This is a genomic window from Amycolatopsis sp. FBCC-B4732 (genome assembly GCF_023008405.1).
In the GTDB taxonomy this organism is placed as follows: domain Bacteria; phylum Actinomycetota; class Actinomycetes; order Mycobacteriales; family Pseudonocardiaceae; genus Amycolatopsis; species Amycolatopsis pretoriensis_A.
The window spans coordinates 18,306-38,246 of the sequence record NZ_CP095376.1 but is presented as its reverse complement, the minus strand read 5'-3'; the positions used below and the strand labels follow the sequence as shown (position 1 = coordinate 38,246).

The 19,941-nt window shown below is 71.6% G+C and carries 22 protein-coding genes; 11 read left to right on the top strand and 11 right to left on the bottom strand.

The annotated features are described in order from the left end of the window. Window positions 1-6: 6 nt before the first annotated feature. Window positions 7-375, bottom strand: a complete 369-nt coding sequence (locus MUY14_RS00180; RefSeq protein ID WP_247019591.1) for a MerR family transcriptional regulator — start codon at window positions 373-375, stop codon at window positions 7-9. A 54-nt stretch (window positions 376-429) separates the two neighbouring features. Here MUY14_RS00180 and MUY14_RS00175 point away from each other — a divergent pair, with 54 nt between their 5' ends. Then, window positions 430-1,596, top strand: a complete 1,167-nt coding sequence (locus tag MUY14_RS00175; protein WP_247019589.1) for an MFS transporter — start codon at window positions 430-432, stop codon at window positions 1,594-1,596. Window positions 1,597-1,641: 45 nt separating this feature from the next. Here the strand turns inward: MUY14_RS00175 and MUY14_RS00170 are convergent, their stop codons facing one another. Beyond that, on the bottom strand, window positions 1,642-2,838 hold the full coding sequence (locus MUY14_RS00170; RefSeq protein ID WP_247019587.1) for a glycoside hydrolase family 18 protein: 1,197 nt from the start codon (window positions 2,836-2,838) through the stop codon (window positions 1,642-1,644). Between the two features lie 147 nt (window positions 2,839-2,985). Between MUY14_RS00170 and MUY14_RS00165 the strand changes: the two genes are divergently transcribed. Continuing rightward, on the top strand, window positions 2,986-3,378 hold the full coding sequence (locus MUY14_RS00165) for a hypothetical protein (RefSeq protein ID WP_247019585.1): 393 nt from the start codon (window positions 2,986-2,988) through the stop codon (window positions 3,376-3,378). Here MUY14_RS00165 and MUY14_RS00160 read toward each other — a convergent pair. Next, window positions 3,372-4,718 carry a pyridoxal-dependent decarboxylase gene (locus MUY14_RS00160; protein ID WP_247025546.1) on the bottom strand — a complete coding sequence of 449 codons (1,347 nt, stop codon included), beginning with the start codon at window positions 4,716-4,718 and terminating at the stop codon, window positions 3,372-3,374. The two genes, MUY14_RS00165 and MUY14_RS00160, sit on opposite strands and share 7 nt — an antisense overlap. Before the next feature lie 115 nt (window positions 4,719-4,833). Next, window positions 4,834-5,418 (bottom strand): YdeI family protein, encoded by a 585-nt coding sequence (locus tag MUY14_RS00155; RefSeq protein ID WP_247019583.1) that lies wholly within the window; start codon window positions 5,416-5,418, stop codon window positions 4,834-4,836. Window positions 5,419-5,503: 85 nt separating this feature from the next. Here MUY14_RS00155 and MUY14_RS00150 point away from each other — a divergent pair, with 85 nt between their 5' ends. After that, the gene (locus tag MUY14_RS00150) at window positions 5,504-6,037 is read left to right on the top strand and encodes a GNAT family N-acetyltransferase (protein ID WP_247019581.1); all 534 of its coding nucleotides are present in this window, start codon (window positions 5,504-5,506) and stop codon (window positions 6,035-6,037) included. Here the strand turns inward: MUY14_RS00150 and MUY14_RS00145 are convergent. Continuing rightward, the gene (locus MUY14_RS00145; RefSeq protein ID WP_247025545.1) at window positions 6,027-6,494 is read right to left on the bottom strand and encodes a nitroreductase family deazaflavin-dependent oxidoreductase; all 468 of its coding nucleotides are present in this window, start codon (window positions 6,492-6,494) and stop codon (window positions 6,027-6,029) included. The two genes, MUY14_RS00150 and MUY14_RS00145, sit on opposite strands and share 11 nt — an antisense overlap. Window positions 6,495-6,545: 51 nt before the next feature. Continuing rightward, the gene (locus MUY14_RS00140) at window positions 6,546-8,474 is read right to left on the bottom strand and encodes a glycosyl hydrolase family 28-related protein (RefSeq protein WP_247019580.1); all 1,929 of its coding nucleotides are present in this window, start codon (window positions 8,472-8,474) and stop codon (window positions 6,546-6,548) included. 132 nt (window positions 8,475-8,606) lie between these two features. Between MUY14_RS00140 and MUY14_RS00135 the strand changes: the two genes are divergently transcribed. The 5 genes from MUY14_RS00135 to MUY14_RS00115 all read left to right on the top strand — a co-directional run bounded on the left by MUY14_RS00135 (window position 8,607) and on the right by MUY14_RS00115 (window position 11,829). Continuing rightward, complete coding sequence (locus MUY14_RS00135; RefSeq protein WP_247019578.1) at window positions 8,607-9,236, top strand: bifunctional 2-polyprenyl-6-hydroxyphenol methylase/3-demethylubiquinol 3-O-methyltransferase UbiG; 630 nt, start codon at window positions 8,607-8,609, stop codon at window positions 9,234-9,236. Window positions 9,237-9,333: 97 nt separating this feature from the next. Then, window positions 9,334-10,512, top strand: coding sequence for a CdaR family transcriptional regulator (locus MUY14_RS00130; RefSeq protein WP_247019577.1), 1,179 nt, complete (start codon window positions 9,334-9,336; stop codon window positions 10,510-10,512). A gap of 39 nt (window positions 10,513-10,551) precedes the next feature. Beyond that, window positions 10,552-11,031, top strand: coding sequence for a DUF2975 domain-containing protein (locus tag MUY14_RS00125; protein ID WP_247019576.1), 480 nt, complete (start codon window positions 10,552-10,554; stop codon window positions 11,029-11,031). Next, complete coding sequence (locus MUY14_RS00120) at window positions 11,031-11,237, top strand: helix-turn-helix transcriptional regulator (protein ID WP_072476895.1); 207 nt, start codon at window positions 11,031-11,033, stop codon at window positions 11,235-11,237. The genes MUY14_RS00125 and MUY14_RS00120 overlap by 1 nt, the downstream gene beginning before the upstream one ends. Before the next feature lie 109 nt (window positions 11,238-11,346). Continuing rightward, the gene (locus MUY14_RS00115) at window positions 11,347-11,829 is read left to right on the top strand and encodes a DUF4234 domain-containing protein (protein WP_247019575.1); all 483 of its coding nucleotides are present in this window, start codon (window positions 11,347-11,349) and stop codon (window positions 11,827-11,829) included. Window positions 11,830-11,832: 3 nt separating this feature from the next. On the opposite strand, the gene MUY14_RS00110 is transcribed toward MUY14_RS00115, so the two are convergent. After that, entirely contained in the window at window positions 11,833-12,342 is a 510-nt protein-coding gene (locus MUY14_RS00110) for a hypothetical protein (RefSeq protein WP_247019574.1), read from the bottom strand. Window positions 12,343-12,591: 249 nt separating this feature from the next. Here MUY14_RS00110 and MUY14_RS00105 point away from each other — a divergent pair, with 249 nt between their 5' ends. Further along, window positions 12,592-13,656 carry a DUF3068 domain-containing protein gene (locus tag MUY14_RS00105; RefSeq protein WP_247019573.1) on the top strand — a complete coding sequence of 355 codons (1,065 nt, stop codon included), beginning with the start codon at window positions 12,592-12,594 and terminating at the stop codon, window positions 13,654-13,656. On the opposite strand, the gene MUY14_RS00100 is transcribed toward MUY14_RS00105, so the two are convergent. Beyond that, window positions 13,653-14,348, bottom strand: coding sequence for a bifunctional 2-polyprenyl-6-hydroxyphenol methylase/3-demethylubiquinol 3-O-methyltransferase UbiG (locus tag MUY14_RS00100; RefSeq protein ID WP_247019572.1), 696 nt, complete (start codon window positions 14,346-14,348; stop codon window positions 13,653-13,655). The two genes, MUY14_RS00105 and MUY14_RS00100, sit on opposite strands and share 4 nt — an antisense overlap. Before the next feature lie 160 nt (window positions 14,349-14,508). Between MUY14_RS00100 and MUY14_RS00095 the strand changes: the two genes are divergently transcribed. Further along, window positions 14,509-15,648, top strand: coding sequence for a glycosyltransferase family 4 protein (locus MUY14_RS00095; protein ID WP_315863312.1), 1,140 nt, complete (start codon window positions 14,509-14,511; stop codon window positions 15,646-15,648). Between the two features lie 52 nt (window positions 15,649-15,700). On the opposite strand, the gene MUY14_RS00090 is transcribed toward MUY14_RS00095, so the two are convergent. Genes MUY14_RS00090 through MUY14_RS00080 form a run of 3 tightly spaced genes read right to left on the bottom strand, consistent with a single transcriptional unit; the run spans window position 15,701 to window position 18,626 of the window. After that, window positions 15,701-16,753 carry a hypothetical protein gene (locus MUY14_RS00090; RefSeq protein WP_247019568.1) on the bottom strand — a complete coding sequence of 351 codons (1,053 nt, stop codon included), beginning with the start codon at window positions 16,751-16,753 and terminating at the stop codon, window positions 15,701-15,703. 4 nt (window positions 16,754-16,757) lie between these two features. Further along, a complete protein-coding gene (locus MUY14_RS00085; RefSeq protein WP_247019567.1) occupies window positions 16,758-16,940 on the bottom strand; it encodes a hypothetical protein in 183 nt (60 codons plus the stop codon). A 3-nt stretch (window positions 16,941-16,943) separates the two neighbouring features. Further along, the gene (locus tag MUY14_RS00080) at window positions 16,944-18,626 is read right to left on the bottom strand and encodes a hypothetical protein (RefSeq protein WP_247019566.1); all 1,683 of its coding nucleotides are present in this window, start codon (window positions 18,624-18,626) and stop codon (window positions 16,944-16,946) included. 70 nt (window positions 18,627-18,696) lie between these two features. Between MUY14_RS00080 and MUY14_RS00075 the strand changes: the two genes are divergently transcribed. Then, a complete protein-coding gene (locus MUY14_RS00075) occupies window positions 18,697-19,899 on the top strand; it encodes a polysaccharide biosynthesis protein (protein WP_247019565.1) in 1,203 nt (400 codons plus the stop codon). The last annotated feature ends 42 nt before the right edge of the window (window positions 19,900-19,941 follow it).

Sequence of the window (19,941 nt, the reverse complement as noted above, 5' to 3'; positions counted from 1 at the left end):
GCGGCGCTAAGCGCGGTTGTACTCGCGGACCGCGTCGAGGTACTCGGAAATCGCGTCCCGGTTGCGCAGCAAGCACTCCGCGCGCCGTGCCATCCGGTCGCGCTCCGCTTCCAGCGTCGCCAGCATCTCCGGCGTGGCGTCCGGGAAGTAGATCGCCCGGGGTTTGTCCAGGCACGGCAGGATCTGCTTGATGATCCGCGTCGGCAACCCGGCGTCGAGCAGCCCGCGCACCTGGATCACCCGGTCGACCGTCGGCTCGTCGTAGTCCCGGTAGCCGTTCGCCCCGCGGGAAGCGATGATCAGCCCCTGCTCCTCGTAGTACCGGAGCAGCCGGCGTGCGGTACCGGTGCGTTCCGCCAGCTCGCCGATCCGCATGTGCGCCACCTCACGTAGACCTTCACACGTATGTGAAGGTTCGAGCATAGCCGCATGACGATCTCCCGAAGCCGGACGGCGACGCCCGCCCTCCTCGCGTTGACCACCGCCGCGTTCGTCACCGTGCTCACCGAGGCGCTGCCCGCCGGGGTGCTGCCCGGGATGAGCGCCGGGCTCGGCGTCGGCGAGGCCGCCGCCGGGCAGGCCGTGACGATCTACGCGCTCGGCACCGCGCTGACCGCGATCCCGCTCGCCGCGGCCACCGCGGCTTGGCCGCGCAAGCGTTTGCTGCTCGCCGGCGTCGCCGGGTTCGCCGTGGCCAACACCGTGACGACGCTGTCGGCGGACTACGCGCTGACGATGGTCGCGCGGTTCGTGGCCGGGATCGCCGCGGGCGTCGTCTGGGCGCTGCTCGCCGGGTACGCGCGCCGGCTCGTCCCGGACCGCCAGGGCAAAGCGATCGCGGTCGTGATGGCGGGTATCCCCTTGGCGCTGTCGCTCGGCATTCCCGCGGGCACGTTCCTCGGCGACCTGCTCGGCTGGCGCTGGGCGTTCGGCGTCATGTCGGCGATCGCGGCCGTGCTGCTGGCCTGGATCGCCGCGCGGGTCCCGGACCAGCCCGGGCAGGCGGGCGGGCGGTTCCCGGTCCGGCGCACGCTCACCGTGCCGGGCGTGGCACCGGTGCTCGCCGTGACGCTCGTGTTCGTCCTGGCGCACACCGTGCTCTACACCTACATCGCGACCTTCCTGGCCCACGCCGGGCTGGGCGGCGCCGTCGACGTCGTCCTGCTGGTGTTCGGCGTCGCGTCGATGGCGGGCATCGGGATCGTCGGCGCGCTGATCGACCGTGCCCTGCGCACCCTGACGGTCCTCAGCACGATCCTGGTCGCCGTGGCGGCCACCCTGCTGGCGACGTTCTCGGGCAGCTCGGCCCTCGTTTACGTCGCCGTGGCGCTGTGGGGACTCGGCTGGGGCGGCGTCCCGACGTTGCTCCAGACGGCGGCGGGGAACGCGGGCGGCGAGGCGGCAGACAACGCGCAGGCCATGCTCGTCACGCTGTGGAACGCGGCGATGGCCGCGGGCGGGGTGGCCGGCGGCGTCCTGCTCGACGCCGCCGGGCCTTCATCGTTCCCCTGGACGCTGCTCGTGCTCCTGCTGCCGGTGCTGGCCGTGGTGCTCGGCGCCCGGCGGCACGGATTCCCTTCCCGCACAGCGTCCTGAGTGGACGAAGGGTCCGGACGCGTTCGCGCCCGGACCCTCCAGCTTTCAGCAGCGGCCCGCGATGGCCCGCAGCAGTTCCGCGTTCGCGGTGTCACCGGACAGCTCCCAGGCGAACATCCCGCCGAGCCCCTGCGACTTCGCGTAGCCCGCCTTGGCCGAGGCCGTCTCGGGCGTGTCGTAGCTCCACCACTGCGAACCGCACTTCGCGTACGCCGTACCGGCGACCTTGCCGTTGGCCGGGCACGTCGTCTTGAGGACCTTGTAGTCCTCGACTCCCGCTTCGTACGTGCCCGGCGCCGGGCCGGTGGCGGTGCCGCCGGGCTGCTTCTGCGTGACGCCGTCCCAGCCGCGGCCGTAGAAACCGAGGCCGAGCAGCATCTTCGACGACGGCACGCCCTGGTGGCGCAGCTTCTGGATGGCGGCGTCGGCGTAGTACCCGGCGTGCGGGAGGCCCGGGTAGGACCGCAGCGGCGAGTGCGGCGCGGTGGGCCCGGCCGGGCTGCCGCCCGCGACGAAGTAGTCGTAGGTCATCACGTTGTACCAGTCGAGGTACCGGCTCGCGCTGCCGTAGTCGGTGGCGTCGATCTTGCCGTTCTTCGAGCCGTCCGCGGTGATGGCGGCGGTGACGAGCTGCCGGTGCCCGAACTTCGCGCGCAGCGCCTCGACCAGTTCGGTGAACGCCTTGGGCCCGCTGGTGTCGCAGGTGTCGCCGCAGGCGTTGGGGTACTCCCAGTCGATGTCGATGCCGTCGAAGACGCCCGCCCAGCGCGGGTCGTTGACGAGGTTGTAGCAGGACTCGGCGAACGCGGCGGGGTTCTTCGCGGCCTCGGGGAAGCCGGCCGACCAGGTCCAGCCGCCGAAGGACCACAGCACCTTGAGCTTCGGGTGCAGCTTCTTCAGCTCGAGGATCTGGTTGAAGCTGCCGTGCAGCGTGCCACTGTCGGCCCGGCCGCTGACGCTCGTGGCGGCGTCGTAGGGCATGTCGTGGTCGGCCCACGGGTCGCCGACGGCGCAGCCGCCGCCAGTGACGTTGCCGAACGCGTAGTTGATGTGGGTCAGCTTCGCGGCCGAACCGGACGTCTCGATGTCCTTGACGTGGTAGTTGCGCGCGTAGACGTCCCAGTCGGCGAAGTAGGCCATCACCTTGCCCTGGGACGGCCCGGCCTCGGCCGGTGGAGCGATGACGGCGGCACCGGCCAGTGCAAGCGCGACAGTGGCGATGCTCTTTTTCATACGGTGCACGAAAATCTCCTTCGGCGAACCGCCCGTGCGGATCCGGTGAGGCTAACAGGTCCAGACCACTGCGGACCAGGGCCAAACGTTGGGGTCAAAGGGTTTCCCGGTGCCCCCGCAGCCGGGTGCGGATTCACGGCGTGCGATGATCGGCGGATGACCGAGTTCGGCTGCGCGCGCTGCTCGGGCGCCGACGCCCTCACCGCGCTGGCGTTCTGCACGACCCGCCTGCGCGAAACCCACCGGTTGGTCCAGCGGTCGCATTTCGGCGTTTCGCTGCGCGAATGCCCGGAATGCGGCCAGGCGTTCGCCGCGATCTTCACGGAATTCGTGGACTGGAAGGGCGGTGAGGACGCGCAGTACTTCGACTTCGTCCCGATCACGGCCACCGAGGTGACGTCGCTGGCGGCGCAGGGGTCCCGCGTGGACCTCGCGGAACTCGGCGCGCTCGGCAGCGTCCGGCGGCGGCTTTCCTCGAGCTGGCCGACCGGCGAGGAGAAGCGGATCGGCTGGCGGACGGACTCCCTTTCGGTGCGCGAAGGCTACTGAACGCGGCCGGCCAGGCGGAGGATCGCCGCGGCCGAGCGGTCGACGTCGGCCTCGGTCGTCGACCAGTTGGAGACCGAGATCCGCAGGTAGCGGCGGCCGCGCCAGGTGGTGCCGCCGATCCAGCACGTGCCGTCGTCCTGGATCCGCCGGACGAGGTCGTCGGTTCCGTCCCCGAAGGACACCAGGACCTGGTTGAGCACGACGTCGTTGGCGATCACGGCCCCGCCGTCCGCGAGCTTCCCGGCGAACCGGCGCGCGAGCCGGCAGCAGCGGTCGACGAGCTCGGCGACGCCGTCGCGGCCCAGTTCGCGCAGCGCCGCCCAGACCGCGAAGCCCCGAGCGCGGCGTGAGGATTCGAGGGTCAGGTCGCCCATGCCGGCGAGTTCGCCGGCGCCGGCGAGGTACGCGGCGCGGTAGGCGATCGTTTCGGCGTGGACGTCCGGCCGGGCGCAGAAGACGAACCCCGAGTCGTAGGGGACGTTGAGCCACTTGTGCCCGTCGCAGGCCCAGGAGTCGGCGAGCTCGACGCCGTCGAGCAGCGGGGCGGTGGCCGGGTTCGCCGCGGCCCAGAGCCCGAAGGCGCCGTCGACGTGCACCCAGGCCCGGTGGGCGCGCGCGGCTTCGCAGGCGGCGCGCAGGTCGTCGCAGGCGCCGGTGTTGACGTTGCCCGCCTGGAGGCAGACGATCGCGGGCCCGCTCCCGGCGGCGAGCGTCCGTTCCAGAGCGGCGACATCGACGGCGCCCTGGCTCCCGGCGGCCACCGGCTCGACGGCGCTGGTGCCGAAACCGAGCAGCCGCAGGGCGCGGTCGATGGTGGCGTGCCGTTCTTCGCTCGCGACGATCCGGACGCGCGGCGCACCGGCGAGCCCGTCGCGCTCGACGTCCCAGCCGGCTTCGGCGAGAACGTGGTGCCGCGCGGTCGCGAGCCCGACGGTGTTCGCCGCCTGGCCGCCGGTGACGAACCCGGCGGACGCGGTGGCGGGGAGGCCGAGCAGGCCCTTGAGCCACCGCCCGGCGGTCTCTTCCGCGGCCGCGGCGGCCGGCGAGAGGACGGCGTTGAAGCCGTTCTGGTCCCAGCCGGCGGCGAGGACGTCGGCCGCGGTGGCGGCGGGAAGCGCGCCCCCGATGACGAACCCGAAGAACCGCGGCCCGGCGGTGGCGACGAGCCCGGGTTCGGCGGCACGGGCGAGCTCTTCGAGCACTTCGGACGGTGGGGCCGGGTCCTTCGGGAGCGGGCCGCCGAAGCCCGCGGGGGTGGCGGCGGTCGCGACCGGTCGTTCCGGGAGGCTCGCGCGGTAGTCGGCGGCCAGCTCGGCGGCGCGGGTGAGGAGGGTGCGCATCTCGTCCACGCGCCCGACTGTAGGCCGGTCGGGGCGAGCGGGCCGCCGGTTTCCGGCCGGGCGTGCGGCTCGCCATCGCGCTCAGGCCGGCAGCGCGCCGGGTTCGCGCTCGCTGCTAGGCCGCCTTCGGGTGGGCGGCCCGGCGGTTCTCCCTGGCCAGCTCCACCGTCTCCACGATCCGCCGTTGCCGCGTCTCGGGTCGTTTCGCCCGCGCGATCCACTCCAGGATCAACCGCCGCGACGAAGGCGGAAACCCTTCGAAGCACCGCCGTGCCACCGCCTCCCCCTCGAACGCCCGGCGCAGGTCCGGCGGCACCACCCCGTCCTGTGCCTCGGCGAGCACGTCCCAGGTCCCCGTCCGCCGGGCCAGGTCGACCGTCTCCTGCCCCGCCGGCGTCATCGAGCCCGCCGCCGTCAGCCGTTCCACGCGCTCGCGGTTCACCCGGCTCCACGTGCTCCGCGGCTTCCGCGGCGTGAAGCAGAGGTACGTGCTCTCCGCGTCGCGGCGGAGCGCCTTGCTGTCGATCCACCCGAAGCACAGCGCCTGCTCCATCGCCTCGTGCACCAGGACGCCCGGCACCCGGCTGTGCTTGCGCCGGATCACCAGCCACACCGACGGGACCGACGCCGTGGCCAGCCAGTCGCGCCAGCCCGCCACCGACGTGACCTCCACCACCGCGACGCCTTCGATTTGCTCCATGCCCACATCATCGGCACCAAACTGTTCACCTTCTGAGCACTTTGCCGCGGGAACAATCCCGGCCTTCCCGGCGTAGCGTCCTGGTATGGAGACCCCGCTGAACACCGACCGGCTCGTGATCCGGGACTGGACGGTGGACGACGCCGAGGCCGCGTTCGCCGTCTACGGCGCGGAGGACGTCACGCACTGGCTGACCCCGGCCATGGACCGCGTCGGCGACATCGGCGCGATGCGCGCGGTGCTGCACGCCTGGCAGGAGGCGCAGCCGAACCTGCCGCCGCCGCGGGGCCGCTGGGCGATCGAGCGCAAAGAGGACGGTGCCGTGATCGGCGGCCTCGGCATCCGGTTGCTGCCGCCGTTCGAAGAGGACCTCGAACTGTCCTGGCAGCTCAGCCCCGGTGTCTGGGGCCAGGGTTACGCGTCCGAAGCGGCGACCGCGCTCATCGAGTGGGCCTTCACCCAGGACACCGAAGAGCTTTTCGCGGTCGCGCGGCCGAACAACACGCGGGCGATCGCCGTCGCCAAGCGGCTCGGCATGCAGTGGGTCGGGGAGACCGACAAGTACTACAACCTGCGGCTCCAGGTGTACCGGATCCGGCAGACCGACCTCATCGACTGACCGGCTCCAGCAGGAAGACGCGGATCTCGCGGTGCTCGGCCCGCACGGCGTACCGGTCGTATGCGGGCCAGTACGCGGCGACGGCGGCCCACATCTCCTGGCGCTCGTCGCCGGTCAGGAGCCGCCCGGCGACCTCGACGGTCCGGCCGTGCACCGCGACCGTCGCCGCCGGGTGCGCCAGGAGGTTCGCCGACCACGCCGGGTGGGCCTCGCCGCCCCAGTTCGAGCCGATCACGACGTAACCGCCGTCCCGCTCGACGTACAGCAGCGGCACCTGCCGCGGCTCACCGCTGCGGCGGCCGACGGTGGTGAGCAGCAACGTCCGCAATCCGACCGCCGCGCCGACGCCGACCCGGCCGCCGCTGACCCGCAGCAGCACCCGGTCGGCCGGCACGAGCGCCCGCCCCAGCACCGCAAAGGCCTTGCTCTTCCCGAACCCCGCGAACACCCCGCGCAAACCAGCCACGGCGACGAACTTTAGTGCACGCTCGCCTGCCGCTGCCGGACCTCACCACCGTGCCGGGGCCGGCGGTGGCACGACCGGCGGGCGGTCGTCGCAGGTGATCGTGTTCGGCAGCAGCCACGGTGCCAGCCAGCCGCCGTCGTTGCCGCCGAGGTCCGTCAGCGAGAACTCCGAGCCCGTCGGCGGGAAGCTGAACGACCCGCAGTTGTTCACCCCCACCGCACCGACGTTGCGCGCGTCGACGTTCCGGAACGACGCCGACCCCGCCGACCGCGCGCTCAGCACCGACGTCCCGGCGCCGTCGACCCGCAGGTCCGCGAACGCCAGCCCGGTGATCGAGTACTTGTCCTTCACCGGGAAGTCGCTGACCAGCATGATCGCGTTGTAGGTGTTGTCGAGGAAGTGGTCGCCGGTCACCTCGACGTCCGCGGCGATGTCCTTTTCCAGCGCGTAGAACCAGATCGCGCCCAGCCCGATCTTCCAGTTCAGCTCGAACGTCCCGGCCCGCACGGTCGTGTTGCCCGCGATCTGCAGCGTCCCGCCGAAGGGCTCGGCGCCGAACCGCGAGCCCACCTGGATCGCGCTGCCCTCGCGGATCGGGTCCGCCACCAGGTTGCCCGAGACCGTGTTGTCCACGCCGCCGTAGAGCGCGATCCCGTTGGCCAGCACCGGGGTCTGGACGGTGTTGTGGTCGAACGCGTTGCGCGCGTCCTGGATCTTCTCCGACCACATCGCCAGCCCGTCGTCGCCGGTGTTGCGGACGAAGTTGTTCGCCACCACCGAATCCGTGACTCCCGTGTGGAAGTTCAGCCCGTCGGCGATCTGGTCGGCGATCACGGAATTCGTCAGCCGGAAGCGGCTCATCGGGCCGTCGAACCAGAGACCGACCTTCGTGTGGTGCAGGTACACCGAGTCCACGGTGGACTCACTGAGCGCGCCGCCGATCGCGTTGACCTGGTCGGTGTCGACGCGTTCCCGGACGTCGCCTTCGACCGCGAAGCCGGAGAGGTGGACGTTGCGGCTGCCCCCGGCGGCGGCTTCTTCGCCGTAGACGCCGACGCCGTGGCCCTTGAGGATCGTGTACCAGCTGCCCGCGCCTTCGATCGTGACGTCGTCGACGATGACGTGCCGGTTGACCTGGTAGGTGCCCGGCGGCAGGTAGACCTTCAAGTGGGCGCGCCGCGCGAAGGCGATGGCGCGGTCGAGGGCGTCGGCCGAGTCGCGGCGGCCGGTCGGGTCGGCGCCGAAGAGCAAAGCGTTGGCCGCGAAGGGAACCACGCGGGGCGGTGCCACCTGCTCGGAGTCGAGCAGGTCGACGACCGTCCACGCGGCACCGGCCGAGGCAGTCAGGCGCACCTTGTCCCCGGCCCGGTACGACCGGCCGAGCAGGAGCCGCTGCTCGTCGTAGAAGTGGCTGGGGCGGAACGGTTTCGCGAGCACCGGCGCCGGCGTGGTCGCCGACGGCACGCACCCGCACTCGGTGATCCACCAGTCCGGGTGCAGCAGGTCCGCGTCCGGGTCGTTGCTGAACGGGTACTGGTTGTACAGCCACGAATACTGCGAAGTCAGCGTCATCCGCTGCCGGTGGCCGCCGTTCACCGTGACGTCGAGGGGCGCGGTGACGCCGCCGCCGCGCGGGGCGTCGGGAATGCTGTAGCGGACGGTGATCGCGTTCGCCGCGGCGGGCAGCGTGAACTCGACGTACTGCCCCGGCGCCAGCCGGACGGCCCGCCGCCCGGACGCCTCCGAGGGCAGCGTGTACGCCGTGCGGTCCGGACCGATCACGACGCCGTCGGTGCGCGCGTTCTCCGCTTCCTGCTCCAGGAAACCGACGGCGGCGCCGCGCCCCGCGACCAGCGCCGGGTCGAGCGCCGCGCGCGTCACGACCGGCCGGTCGGCGGCGGCCGCCGGTGCGGCCACCGAGACGAGAGCGGTGACCGCGACGAGCGCGGCTCCGAAGGTGCGTCGCGACATCCAGGGCCTCGTTTCGCCGGAGGGACTGCGGCGGAAGATTAGGCGACGCTCGCGCATCAAACAAGACTCTGCCGGTAACTTGCAAGAAGAAGTCGATTCCTTGCGCAAGGTTTCTTCTGACAGAGTTCTCCCATGACTCGCCCCGAATCCGCCGCCGAGGTCTTCGACGCGCTCGGCACGGACTACGAACACGCGTTCCGGAACCTCGCCGAGCAGCGGGCCGCACTCACCGCGCTCGCCGAGCGACTGCCCGCGGGAGCACGGGTGCTCGACCTCGGCTCGGGCACCGGCCGCCCGGTCGCCGAACAGCTCGCCGCGGCCGGCTGCGCGGTGACCGGCTACGACGTCGCGCCGAAGATGGTCGAGATCGCGCGTGCCCAGGCCCCCGCCGCGCGGTTCGAGCTCGGCGACATGCGCGAACTGTCCTTCGAGGACGGCAGCTGGGACGCGATCACGGCGTTCTTCTCGATGCTGCAACTCCCCCGCGCCGACCAGGAAACCATGATCGGCCGGCTGGCGCGCTGGCTGAAGCCCGGCGGCCTGCTGGTGTTCGCGACCGTGCCGGCCGACGTCGACGGCGTCGACATCGTCTTCATGGGCCACCCGGTCCGCGCGAGCAGTTTCGCGGCGGACGCGCTGGCCGAGCGGCTCCGCGCGGCCGGGCTGGAGATCGTCCGCGAGGAGCAGGCGCTGTTCGTACCCGACCACCCGGACGCCGGCCCGGAGCCGCACGTCTACCTCACCGCGCGCAAGCCGGCCTGAGCTCCGTCAAGTACCCACTGGCAAGATCACCCGGCGGATATGAATTTTGCTCAAGTTCGTGCGTATCCAGGGCGGGGGACCCGAGCTAAAGTGAGGGATGGGCATCGAAGCTCTGGCCAGGCCGGTACCTCGCGAGCACCGCGAGCTGGTGCGCGAGATGCTGACCAGGCTGCCGGAGTTCGCCGATCGGCTGGCCCGCCTGCTCAGCGAAGAGGACGAGTTCTACCGCCAGGTGGAGCGCGTCGCGCCCGGTGAGCTGCGCCAGGTCTGCCGGGCCAACCTCGAACGAGCGCTGACCGCGCTGGCCGAGGGCCGCGGCCTCGCCCTCGACGCCGCCCGCAAGACCGGTCTCGTCCAGGCGCGCCAAGGCATCCCGCTGCCCGCGGTGCTGCGCGCGTTCCGGATCGGCGGCACCTTCGTCTACGAGGGCCTGCTCGAGCTCGCCGGCCCGGACTTCCTCAACCCGACCCGGACGATCGAGATCAACTCCTACGTCTGGAAGGCGATCGACCTCTACTCCGACGCGCTGACCACGGCATACGAAGAGGTCGCGGCCGAGCCGTCGCACGCGAACGCGCGGCTGCTCGACGACCTGCTGCGCGGCCGGCTCGTGAGCCAGGCCGAGATGGAGGCGGCCGCGCGCGAGCTGGGCCTGCCGACCGCGGGGATGTTCGTCGCGGTGGTCACCGAACGCGTCGAGCAGGAGGAGCAGGACTCCGTCGAAGCGCTGCTGCGGGCGCGCCGCTGGCGGTCGGCGTGGCGGCCCGGCGGCGAGGCGGGCCTGGTCGCGATCGACCGGATCGAGGACGTCCGGCGGCTGCGCGAAGTGCTGGGCTCGCTGCCGGTGGCGGCCGGGATGAGCCGTCCGTTCAGCGGGTTCCCCGACGTCCCGGACGCACTGCACCGCGCCCGGATCGCCCGCCGCTCACTGCCGTCGGCGACCGCGGGCGTGGTGGTGTTCGGTGATTCGCCGGTGACCACGCTGGTGGCCGCGGCCCCGGGGATGGCCCGCGACGTCGTCCGCTCCGCGCTGGCCGGGGTGCTCACCCTGCCGGGCGCGGAACGCAAGGTCCTGCTCGACACGCTGCTCGCGTGGTTCGCCGGCCACGGCTCGGCGAAGGAGGCCGCGGACCGCCTGTTCGTGCACCCCAACACGGTCCGCTACCGCTTGCGGCGCGTGCAGGAGCTGACCAAGCGCGACCTCACCGACCCGGTCGACATCGGCGAGCTGTACGTCGCCCTGGAGTCGGTGCGGCTGGACCCGGAGCTCGACTGATCGATTGACTTTCGATAGAAATCAAGCGATAGTCGTCGCATGGTTAGCGAGAAGTGGGCCGTTGCCGCGCTCAGAGTGTTTTTGGTGGTGCTGTTCGCCGTCCTCGTGGTGTTCCAGACGATGTCGCTGCCGGGCGGGATCGCCTACACGACGTCGCAGAACCCGCACGACGCCAACCTGCGCTGGCCGCTGACCGCCATCGCCGTGTTCCTCGTGCTGTGCGTCGAGGTGGTGCTCGTCGCGACCTGGAAGCTGCTGACCCTGGTCAAGAAGGACCGGATCTTCACCACCGCGTCGCTGCGGTGGGTCGACGTGATCGTCTGGGCGGTGGCCGCGGCGTGGCTGGTGTTCGCCGGCATGCTGCTCTTCGTCGGCTTCAACGCCGACGACCCGGGGATGCCGATGCTGCTGTTCCTGGTGACCGTCGCGATCACGGTGTTCTGGCTGCTGATGGTGGTGATGCGCGCCTTGCTGCGCCAAGCCACCGCGCTCCGCTCGGACATGGAAGCGGTCATCTGATGCCGATCGTCGTGCGCATCGACGTCGAACTGGCCAAGCGGAAGATGAGCGTCGGGGAATTCGCCGAAAAGGTCGGGCTGACGCCGGCGAACGTGGCGGTGCTGAAAAACGGGCGCGCGAAAGCCGTGCGGTTCAGCACGCTGGAAGCGATGTGCCGGGTCCTCGGTTGCCAGCCCGGCGATCTCCTGGAGTGGGTGGACGACTGAAGCATTTCGATTTTCCGGTCGGCGTAACAAGCCTCTCCCGCGCCGCGAATAGGGAGGGCAGCACCGCCCGGAGCGCTCGATCCGAGCGCCGAAAAGCGAGGAATTCACCATGCCCGAACCCGTATCGGCGAATTACACCGGAATCGCCGCGCCGAGCACCCACCCCGCGGCACTGGTCGGCACCAGGCCGGTGGCGAGCGGGCTGGCGATGAAGTACCGCCACCCCGTCCTGGTCTGGCTGCTGTGGCCGATGCTCACCTTCGGCATCTACCACTACGTCTGGTACTACAAGATCCACAAGGAAATGGCCGAATTCGACCGCCGGCGAACGGTCCCGGTCGCCGGCCCGCTGCTGGTCATCCTGTTCCTAGGCTGGACGTTCATCGCCCCGATGGTCAGCTACTACAACACGGGCGTGCGCATCCGCGCCGCCCAGCGCGCGGCCGGGTTGCGGGAATCGTGCTCACCGGGAATCGGCTGCGTCCTGATGCTGTTCATCGGCCTCGGCGTGCTCTACTACCAAATCGAGCTCGGCAAGATCACCGCCGCCTACGAGGTGCCGGCCGGGACGCAGATCTCCCTCTACGGCTGACGCCTAAGCCGCGTCGGCTTCCACCAATCTCGCCAATTCCAGCAGCGTTCCCTCGAATCCCGGGCCGGCGGTGAGCTCCACCGTGAGCGGGCTCCCGCGCCGGTCCGTGCCCACCGGGAGGGCGACCGCCGGTTCCGTCCACTGGGGACGGTTCGGGGCAGCCGAGACGACCACGTCCGTGCGGGGAGCGCCGCGGCGGCGGCCCGCTGCGTCGAGGTCGAGGACCACGTTGCCGTGCAACGAAAGCAGGGCGGCGACGTCGGCCACCGCGTCCCGCAGCTCGCGGTCGGCGATCGAGTCCGAGTGCGCGCCGATCGCCGCGCGGGAGGGCTCCGCGCCCAGTCTCGGGACCAGGCGGGCGAGGTCGCCGGGGGCGCACGTGAGCACGCGGACGCCCGGTACGCCGGCCAGCGGGTCGGTGATGGTGATGCCCGCGCTCGCGGCCGCCGCCACGATCCGGGCCCGCCAGCGCGCGGTGGCCGCGATGGCGACCAGCGATGGGTCCTGCGACAACAGGGAGTTTCTCCTTCGCTCTCCGGCGCGGCGGATACGGATCGTCCGATGGTGGGGCCGTGCCCGTTGTGCCCGGGAACAAACATGTTTGGTCGCTTGGTCCGAACGGGGGTGCCCATGCCCCCTTCCGGTCGCACGCGGTAGCTGTGACCGCCAGTCACACTTTGACGCGCGACGTGGCGCGGGCCACTATCCGTGCACTGATTACCGCCGGGTAATTTGTGTCCGGAGTACGACCCTGGAGGACCGTTGCGACGAGCTTTCGGCCTGATCTTGCTGGCACTGGGGGTGTTCGCGGTCGCGGGCGCGGTGCTCCTGCCGTCCTACGTGTACCCGAAGCTCGCCAAGGTGCCACTGGACCAGGACTCGACGTCGGTGCTCGAGGGCACCGCGAGCAAAGTCCTCGCCGTCACCGACAAGGGTCAGGGCCCGGTCACCGAGATCCGCGAGAACGCCAAGCTGACCGCGGTCGCCCACGTGCAGGCGAACTTCGCCACGCCGGAGATGCGCCAGGACACCGATTACGCGGTCTGGCTGCTCGCGGTGCGGGTCACCGACGACGCCGACGACACCGTCGTCAGCGCGAGCAAGCGGCAGGTCTGCTTCGACCGGCGCACCGGGGAAGGCTACGACCCGCGCGGGGAAACCGATCCGCCGTGCGACGCCAAGAGCAGCTTCGTCGTCGAGCTCAAGGACAAGGCGGACAAGGACGGCGAGACGCCGGCGGAGACCAACGACTACAAGGCGCAGCCCGGGCTGAACTTCAAGTTCCCCTTCGGCGCCGAGCAGAAGGACTACCAGGTCTACGACGACAACACCGGCGCGGCCGTCACCGCCCGGTACACCGGCACCGAGACGGTGAACGGGATCGAGACCTACAAGTTCGTCCAGGACATCCCCGACACGAAGATCGCGACGAAGCAGGTGCCCGGCTCGCTCGTCGGTTCCACCCAGCCGACCGCCGACGCCGAGCTCTACTACCGCGGCGTCAACACGATGTGGGTCGAGCCGGTGACCGGGATCCAGGTCAAGCAGCAGCAACAGCAGCACCAGGAACTACGCACCGGCACCACGACCCCGACCGTCGTCTTCGACGGGACGCTGGCCTACAACGGCAAGACCATCTCGCAGATGGTGGACCAGGTGAACGCGAACAAGGGCAGGCTGGAGTTCCTCTCGAGCACCGGCCCGCTCTGGCTCGGGATCGGGGGCGGCGTGCTGATCATCGTCGCGATCGTCCTGCTGCTCCGCCGCCGCCCGGCCGAGCCACCCGCGCCGCCGCGCCGGCGTCAGGTGGCCTTCGCCCGCACCTAACGCTTTCTCAGCACCAGGACCAGATTCCACGAAGCGATTTCGCGGAGGCCGGGAATCCGCACGATCCCCACCGCCCAGCCCGGGTGGTAGCGCGGGTACCCGGCCACCAGATCGGCGAGCGGCGTCGTTTTCGCCCAGCGGAGCGCGGCGCCGACGGAAACCGGGAACAGGCTTTCCCCGAATTTGTTCTTGGGCTGCTTGCCGAGTTTCCGCGCATAACGCCGCCGGGCGTAGTGCCCGCCGAGGAAGTGCCACGGCGCGGTCTCGTGCCCGCCCCACGGTGAATACCACGGGGTGAACGACGCGAAGACCGTGCCGCCGGGTTTGGTCACGCGGCACATCTCGCCGAGCATGACCCACGGCTCGGCGACGTGCTCCAGCACGTTGGAGGAGTAGCAGACGTCCACGGATCCGGTGCGCACGGGCAATTCCGTGCCGCTGGCCCGGATCATGTTCTCCCCCGGCTCGCCGCGCGCGGACAGCTCGCCGACGTCCGGGTCGAGGCCGAGGTAGACCGCGCCGGCCGCGCGGAAGGCGTCGGAGAAATAGCCCGGCCCGCCACCGACGTCGAGCACCGTGCGCCCGGACAACGGCGCGTGGGACGCCAATTGCCGGACGGAGTCGGCGGCGAGCGTGGAATAAAAGCCGTCGGGGTCGGTCTGCTCGGTGAGGAACGCCCGGAACAGCGTCACGGAACGACCGAGCGTGGCGCGATGGGGTTGTGCCGTCGCGGAGAGCACCGGATTACCTACCATTGAACCGTCGCTTTCCCGAATACGTTCATCTACTGTGTACGCACCAGTAACCTAGCACCGTCGCTACAGTTGGGATAACCCGATGGAACGTCCTCGTGTGCTCCTCGTCAACTGGCGCGACACCGGCCACCCCGAGGGCGGCGGGTCGGAGCGGTACGTCGAGAGGATGGCCGAGGGGCTCGCGAAAGCGGGGTACCGGGTCGAAATCCAGTGCGCGGCCTACCCGGGCGCGACTGCGGGCGAATGGCGCGACGGCGTCCGCTACCGGCGCCGCGGCGGGAAGTTCGGCGTGTACGCGCACGCGGTGCGCGCGATCCGCCGCGCCCGCGCCGATCTCGTCGTGGACGTGCAGAACGGTATGCCGTTCTTCGCCCGGCTGGTCGCCGGCTGTCCCGTGCTGGTGCTCGTGCACCACGTCCACAAGGAACAGTGGATCAGCGCGCTCGGCGAGGCGCTGGGCCGGGCGGGCTGGTGGATCGAGTCGCGGCTGGCGCCGTGGCTGTTCCGCAAGTGCCGGTACGTCACGGTTTCCGAGGTCACCAAGACCGAGCTGGGCAGCCTCGGCGTCGAGCCCGGCCGCGTCGCCGTGGTGCCGAACGGGCTGGACACGCCGCCGGCGTGCGTGTCGGAGCGGGATCCCGAGCCGACCCTGGTCGCGGTGAGCAGACTGGTGCCGCACAAGCGGATCGAGCACGCCATCGACGTCGTCGCGCGGCTCGCCGGGCGCTGGCCGTCCCTGCGGCTGGAGGTCGTCGGCCAGGGCCCGTGGGACGAGGTGCTGCGCGCGCACGCGGCTGCCCGCGGGGTCACCGACCGCGTGGTGCTGCACGGCTGGGTCGACGAGCACGCCAAGCACGAGATCCTCGCGCGGTCGTGGCTGCACCTGTGCCCGTCGGTCAAGGAGGGCTGGGGCATCGTCATCATGGAGGCCGCGGCGCACGGCGTTCCCTCGGTCGCCTACCGCGCGGCGGGCGGCGTCGCCGAATCCATTGTGGAGGGCCGCACCGGCTTGCTGGCCGACGACTTCGACCACTTCACGGCGCAGGTCGACGGCCTGCTCGCGGACGGCCTGCGCCGCGCCGAGATGGGCCTGGCCGGGGTCGAGCGGGCCGGGATGTTCAGCTGGGACCGCAGCGCGGCCGAATTCGCCGCACTGGTGAAGGAAGTCTCCGGCCGGCCCACACCCCGGCCGCGCGTGCTGGCCGGGATGCCCGAACTGGCCGAACCGCGCCCGTGACGCCGTGAACGACTCTTTCATGTCGTCTGGCGACGTGAAAGAGTCGTTCATGTCATTGCGGCGAGCCCTGGTCACGCACCGCGTCGGCGAACTCGGCCAGGAGACGGGCCGCCGCGGGCGCGTCGAAGTCGCGACGGCGGGCCCGGACCGTCACCGTCGTGGTGCCGCCGGTGGTCGCGGCGCCGAACGCCACCCCGGACCGGCCGCTCGCCGCCGGGTAGAACGCGAGTGAGCGCACGGTGTCCCCAGTGGACACCAAGCCGAGGTTCGACACCAGGAACGTCGAACCCAGCCGCCCCGCCAGCAACCGGGTGCCCAGCCGGGCGAGCCGGCTGCTGCGCGCCGGGAAGTCCGGCTCGGGTGGCTGCGTCCGCAGCAGCCCGGCGATGTCGGCGCCGCCCAGCCGCAGGCGGAAGAACGCGCTGTCGTGCACCGGTTCCGGGGCGGCGCCCGAACGCCGTGACGCACCGAGTGCGGCCACGACCCGGGCGGTCCGGGCGCCGTGCGCGCGGTTCCAGCGTTCGGTGGCGCGGGCGGCGGCCGTGACGAACCCGGGCGCGCCGAGCCGCAGCCGGGGTTCGTGAAGAGCCGCGAAGACGTCCCCTGAGGACGGCTCGGTCCGATCCGGCACGATCCGGCCCGGTGGCGCGAAAAGCGCCTCAGCGAGCCGCTGGAAGGCGGAAACGAGAAAGGGTTTGCCGCCGACGCGTTCGCCGATCCCCGTCGCCGCCGAGGAAACCGGGACGTCGAGGAGGATGCCGAGCAGGGCCAGCAGACCGAGGCCGTCGAGGGCGCCGTGGTGCGCGGCGACGAGCAAGGTGGGTGCGTCCGCCCGGACGGCGACGCGGATGAGCGGCGCGGTGCGTTCGTAGGGCGCCGAAGCGAACCGGTCGCGCACGGCGGCCAAGTCGTCCGCCCGCTCGATTCCGGGCACGGCACCGAGGTGCGGGTACTGCTGGATCGCGGCGGCGAGGCGCGCGCGGAGCTTTTCCGGTTCCGGTGCGGTCGTGCCGAGTTCCGCTTCGAGGAGGATGCTCCAGGAAACGGTGGGGTCGCCGTAGAGCCCGACGACGCGGTGCGCGTGGTCGGAGGCGAGCCGGGTCACCGCGTCAGCGGTTCCCGTAGATCTTGCCGGGGTGGTCGGCCGGGTTGTACTTGACCTGCGCGTTGAGCTTGTCCTGCACCTGCGTGGAGGTGTCCGGGTCCGCGCCCTTGACGAGGGCGAACCCCGCGCCGGTCGCCACCCCGCCGCCGATGATGACGGCGACGACCGCGCCGATGACCGTGCCCACGTGTCACTCCTTCCGCGGCGGGGAAATCCTGCCGCGGCCCAATGTACGCATCGGTAACATGCGGCACAACAGTGCGACGCACAGCAATCCCAGCGCTACTCCGTTCGCCACCAACGCGGGCGCCCACGAGATCGCTTTCACCACCGGCACACCCGGGGTCCGGTAGAGCGTCAGCCATTCACCCGACCACACCGGTGTCGCGTCGCCGAGCAACCGCGGGTCGACGTAGCCGGGTGTCCCGTGTTCGACGAGGATCCAGCCGATCCCGGCGTCGGTGAGCTCCCGCGCGGACGTCGCGGCGCGCACGTCGCCGATCCGCGGGTCCTCGCCGGCGATCCGCTCGTCCCCCACTTGCAAGGTGTCGTCCACCAGCACGGGTTTCGGCAGCGCGCGCGGCGCCGGGTCGAGCTGCGTGCGGTCGTCGTTCCAGGCGAACCCGCGGAACGTCGAAAGCGGCAGGGCCAGCACGTCCCCGGGGCGGTCACCGAGCACTTCGGACACCGCCCGCCAGTCGTCCGGGTACTGCGCCGTGCCGAGCCGGCCCCAGCCGCCCCACGCCAGGTCCGGCATGGTCACCAGCGGGAGGGCGATCGCCGCCGTCGCCAGCGCGATCCGGCCGCGCTCGGTCTTCAGCTTGGCCGCGGCGGCTTCGACGGCCAGCGCGAAGCCCAGCGCGAGCGGTAACGCCCACCAGGCCACCCACTTCTGGGCGTCACGCAGGAGCCCGGCACCGGGCACGTACCGCGTCGCGGCGGTGAGCAATGCGGTTCCGCCCGGCAATGTGGCCAGCGACGCCAGCAGCACCCCCGCGGCGCCGAGCAGGGACAGCGACCAGGCCGGCGCCTTCCCCCACCGCTTCGCCAGCGGCCGCAGCCCGGCTACGGCGATCGCGACGACGACGAGCGTCAGCACCGGGACCAGCGGCATGGCCCGGCTGCCGGGCACCGTTTCGGCGTTCCAGATGCCACCCAGCCCGAGCACGCTGAGCAGCGCGGGGCCCCAGCTTTCGGCGCGGGCGCTGAACGCCGCCACCCCGGCCGGGTCGGAGTACGTGCTCTCGGCGTTGAGGAAAGTGGGCACCAGCCAAGGGAGGTTCAGCACGATCGCGATCGGGAGCGTCTGCCAGAGCCGCCGCGACCCGGCGGACACGACCATGACGGCGGCCGCGAGCACCCCACCCGGTGGGGTCAGCACCGCCGCCGCGCTCGCCATCACCAGCCTCAGCAGGGAATTCGGCGCGTGCGCACGGGCCGCGAGCCCGGCCGCGGCGATCCAGGGCAGGCACGCGTAGGTCAGCAGCAGCGGCCAGTGCCCGATGAACAGCCGTTCGGCGACGTACGGCGTCCAGGCGTACGTCGTCGCGGCGACGAGCCGGGTGCTCAGGCGTTCGGCCGGGACGAGCCGGCCGGCGCCGAGCGCGGCGGCGAAGATGGCCAGGAGCAGGACGGCTTTCTGGACGATGTCCCCGGGCAGCACGGTGGTCGCCAGCGCGACGGCGGCGTCGGCGGGCACCGACCGCGGCAGCGTGCTGCCGATCCCGAAGGCGTCCGGCACGAAGTACTGCTCCGGCGCGAACACCATGTCGTAGCCGAGGGTGAACCCGCCGCGCAGCAAGGGCGTGCAGACGGCGAACGCGAGCACGGCGGACAGCGCGGGGAGCGCGAGGCGCCTGCCCGGTGCGTCCACGGCCCTTCCTTTCCGGTGCGCGCGCGGTTATGGTCGCTGCTCATTACTCGCCGGTAATGGGAGCCCGCCGTTGAGCGTAGCCACCGAAGCCCCGGCCCGGACCGGCAACCGGGTCGCGGCGATCCTCGTCTCGCTCGCGCTCGCGGGCAACAACGCGGCGAGTTACGTGCTCAGCCTGGCGGCCGCGCGGGTCCTCGCGCCCGGCGCGTTCGGGGAGCTGAGCTCGCTGCTGGCGGTGCTGGTGATCGGTGTCGTCCCGGCGATGGGGTTGCAGACGGTCGTCGCGTTGCGCGTGGCGCGGTCGTCGTCGCCGGCCCAGGGGCCGTTGTTCGCGCTCGGCCTGGTGACGAGCGGGATCGTGGCGACGGCGGCGTTGACGCTCAGCCCGTTGCTGGTGCTCCTGCTGCACCTGGGTTCGCTGACGCCGGCGCTGCTGCTGACCGCCGCGCTCGGGCCGTTGACGCTGCTGGGGTTGTTCCACGGCCTCCTGCAGGGCGCACATCGGTTCGCGACGCTGGCCGGGCTGATCGCGCTGGAGGGCCTGGGCAAGGTCGGCGGCTCGTTCTTCGGGCTGCTCCTGACGAGGTCGACGACGGGCGCGCTGGCCGGCACCGCGATCGGGTCGCTGGTGGTCGTGGCGGCGGGCTGGCAGATCTGCGGGCGTCCGCGTCCCCGGTGGGCGGACCGCCACGGCGGCGAAGTACTCCACACGGCGCAAGCGATGCTGGCGCTGGTGCTGCTGGTGAACCTCGACCTGGTGCTGGCCCGGCACACGCTCCCGGCCGGCGCGGCGGGCGAGTACGCGCTGGGGGCGATCGTCACGAAGATCGCGTACTGGCTGCCGCAGGCGGTGGGCGTGCTGGTGCTGCCGCGCTTCGCGGTGTCGTCGGGACGGCGGCGGGTGCTGCCGGTGGCGCTGGCGGTGTGCGCCTGCCTGGATGCCGTGGTGCTGCTGGTTTCCGTGGTGGTCGGGCCGGCGTTGCTGGGTCTGATCGGCGGTTCCCGCTACGCCGGGAGCACGATGCCGGTGTGGCCGTTCGCCCTGGCGGGCTCGATGCTGGCTTTGGTGCAGATCCTGTTGTACGCCCGGCTGGCGGACGGCGACCGGCGCGTGACGGTGCTGATGTGGACGGCGGTGGTCGCGGAGGCCGCGCTGATCTTGTTCTGGCTGCACGGATCCGCGGCCCAGGTCGTGACGGCAGCGGCCTGCTGCGCGGGCGGCCTGGCTGTGGCGGGCGCGCTCCTGGAACTGCGGTCCCGCCGGTCGTCCTGAACGACTCTTTCATGACGTCCGGCGACATGAACGACTCTTTCA

Excerpts from the sequence above, each read along its gene's own strand:
- MUY14_RS00180 (WP_247019591.1), bottom strand. The coding sequence starts at position 375 with ATGCGGATCGGCGAGCTGGCGGAACGCACCGGTACCGCACGCCGGCTG.
- MUY14_RS00175 (WP_247019589.1), top strand. The coding sequence starts at position 430 with ATGACGATCTCCCGAAGCCGGACGGCGACGCCCGCCCTCCTCGCGTTG.
- MUY14_RS00165 (WP_247019585.1), top strand. The coding sequence starts at position 2,986 with ATGACCGAGTTCGGCTGCGCGCGCTGCTCGGGCGCCGACGCCCTCACC.
- MUY14_RS00160 (WP_247025546.1), bottom strand. The coding sequence starts at position 4,718 with ATGCGCACCCTCCTCACCCGCGCCGCCGAGCTGGCCGCCGACTACCGC.
- MUY14_RS00155 (WP_247019583.1), bottom strand. The coding sequence starts at position 5,418 with ATGGAGCAAATCGAAGGCGTCGCGGTGGTGGAGGTCACGTCGGTGGCG.
- MUY14_RS00150 (WP_247019581.1), top strand. The coding sequence starts at position 5,504 with ATGGAGACCCCGCTGAACACCGACCGGCTCGTGATCCGGGACTGGACG.
- MUY14_RS00140 (WP_247019580.1), bottom strand. The coding sequence starts at position 8,474 with ATGTCGCGACGCACCTTCGGAGCCGCGCTCGTCGCGGTCACCGCTCTC.
- MUY14_RS00135 (WP_247019578.1), top strand. The coding sequence starts at position 8,607 with ATGACTCGCCCCGAATCCGCCGCCGAGGTCTTCGACGCGCTCGGCACG.
- MUY14_RS00130 (WP_247019577.1), top strand. The coding sequence starts at position 9,334 with ATGGGCATCGAAGCTCTGGCCAGGCCGGTACCTCGCGAGCACCGCGAG.
- MUY14_RS00125 (WP_247019576.1), top strand. The coding sequence starts at position 10,552 with ATGGTTAGCGAGAAGTGGGCCGTTGCCGCGCTCAGAGTGTTTTTGGTG.
- MUY14_RS00120 (WP_072476895.1), top strand. The coding sequence starts at position 11,031 with ATGCCGATCGTCGTGCGCATCGACGTCGAACTGGCCAAGCGGAAGATG.
- MUY14_RS00115 (WP_247019575.1), top strand. The coding sequence starts at position 11,347 with ATGCCCGAACCCGTATCGGCGAATTACACCGGAATCGCCGCGCCGAGC.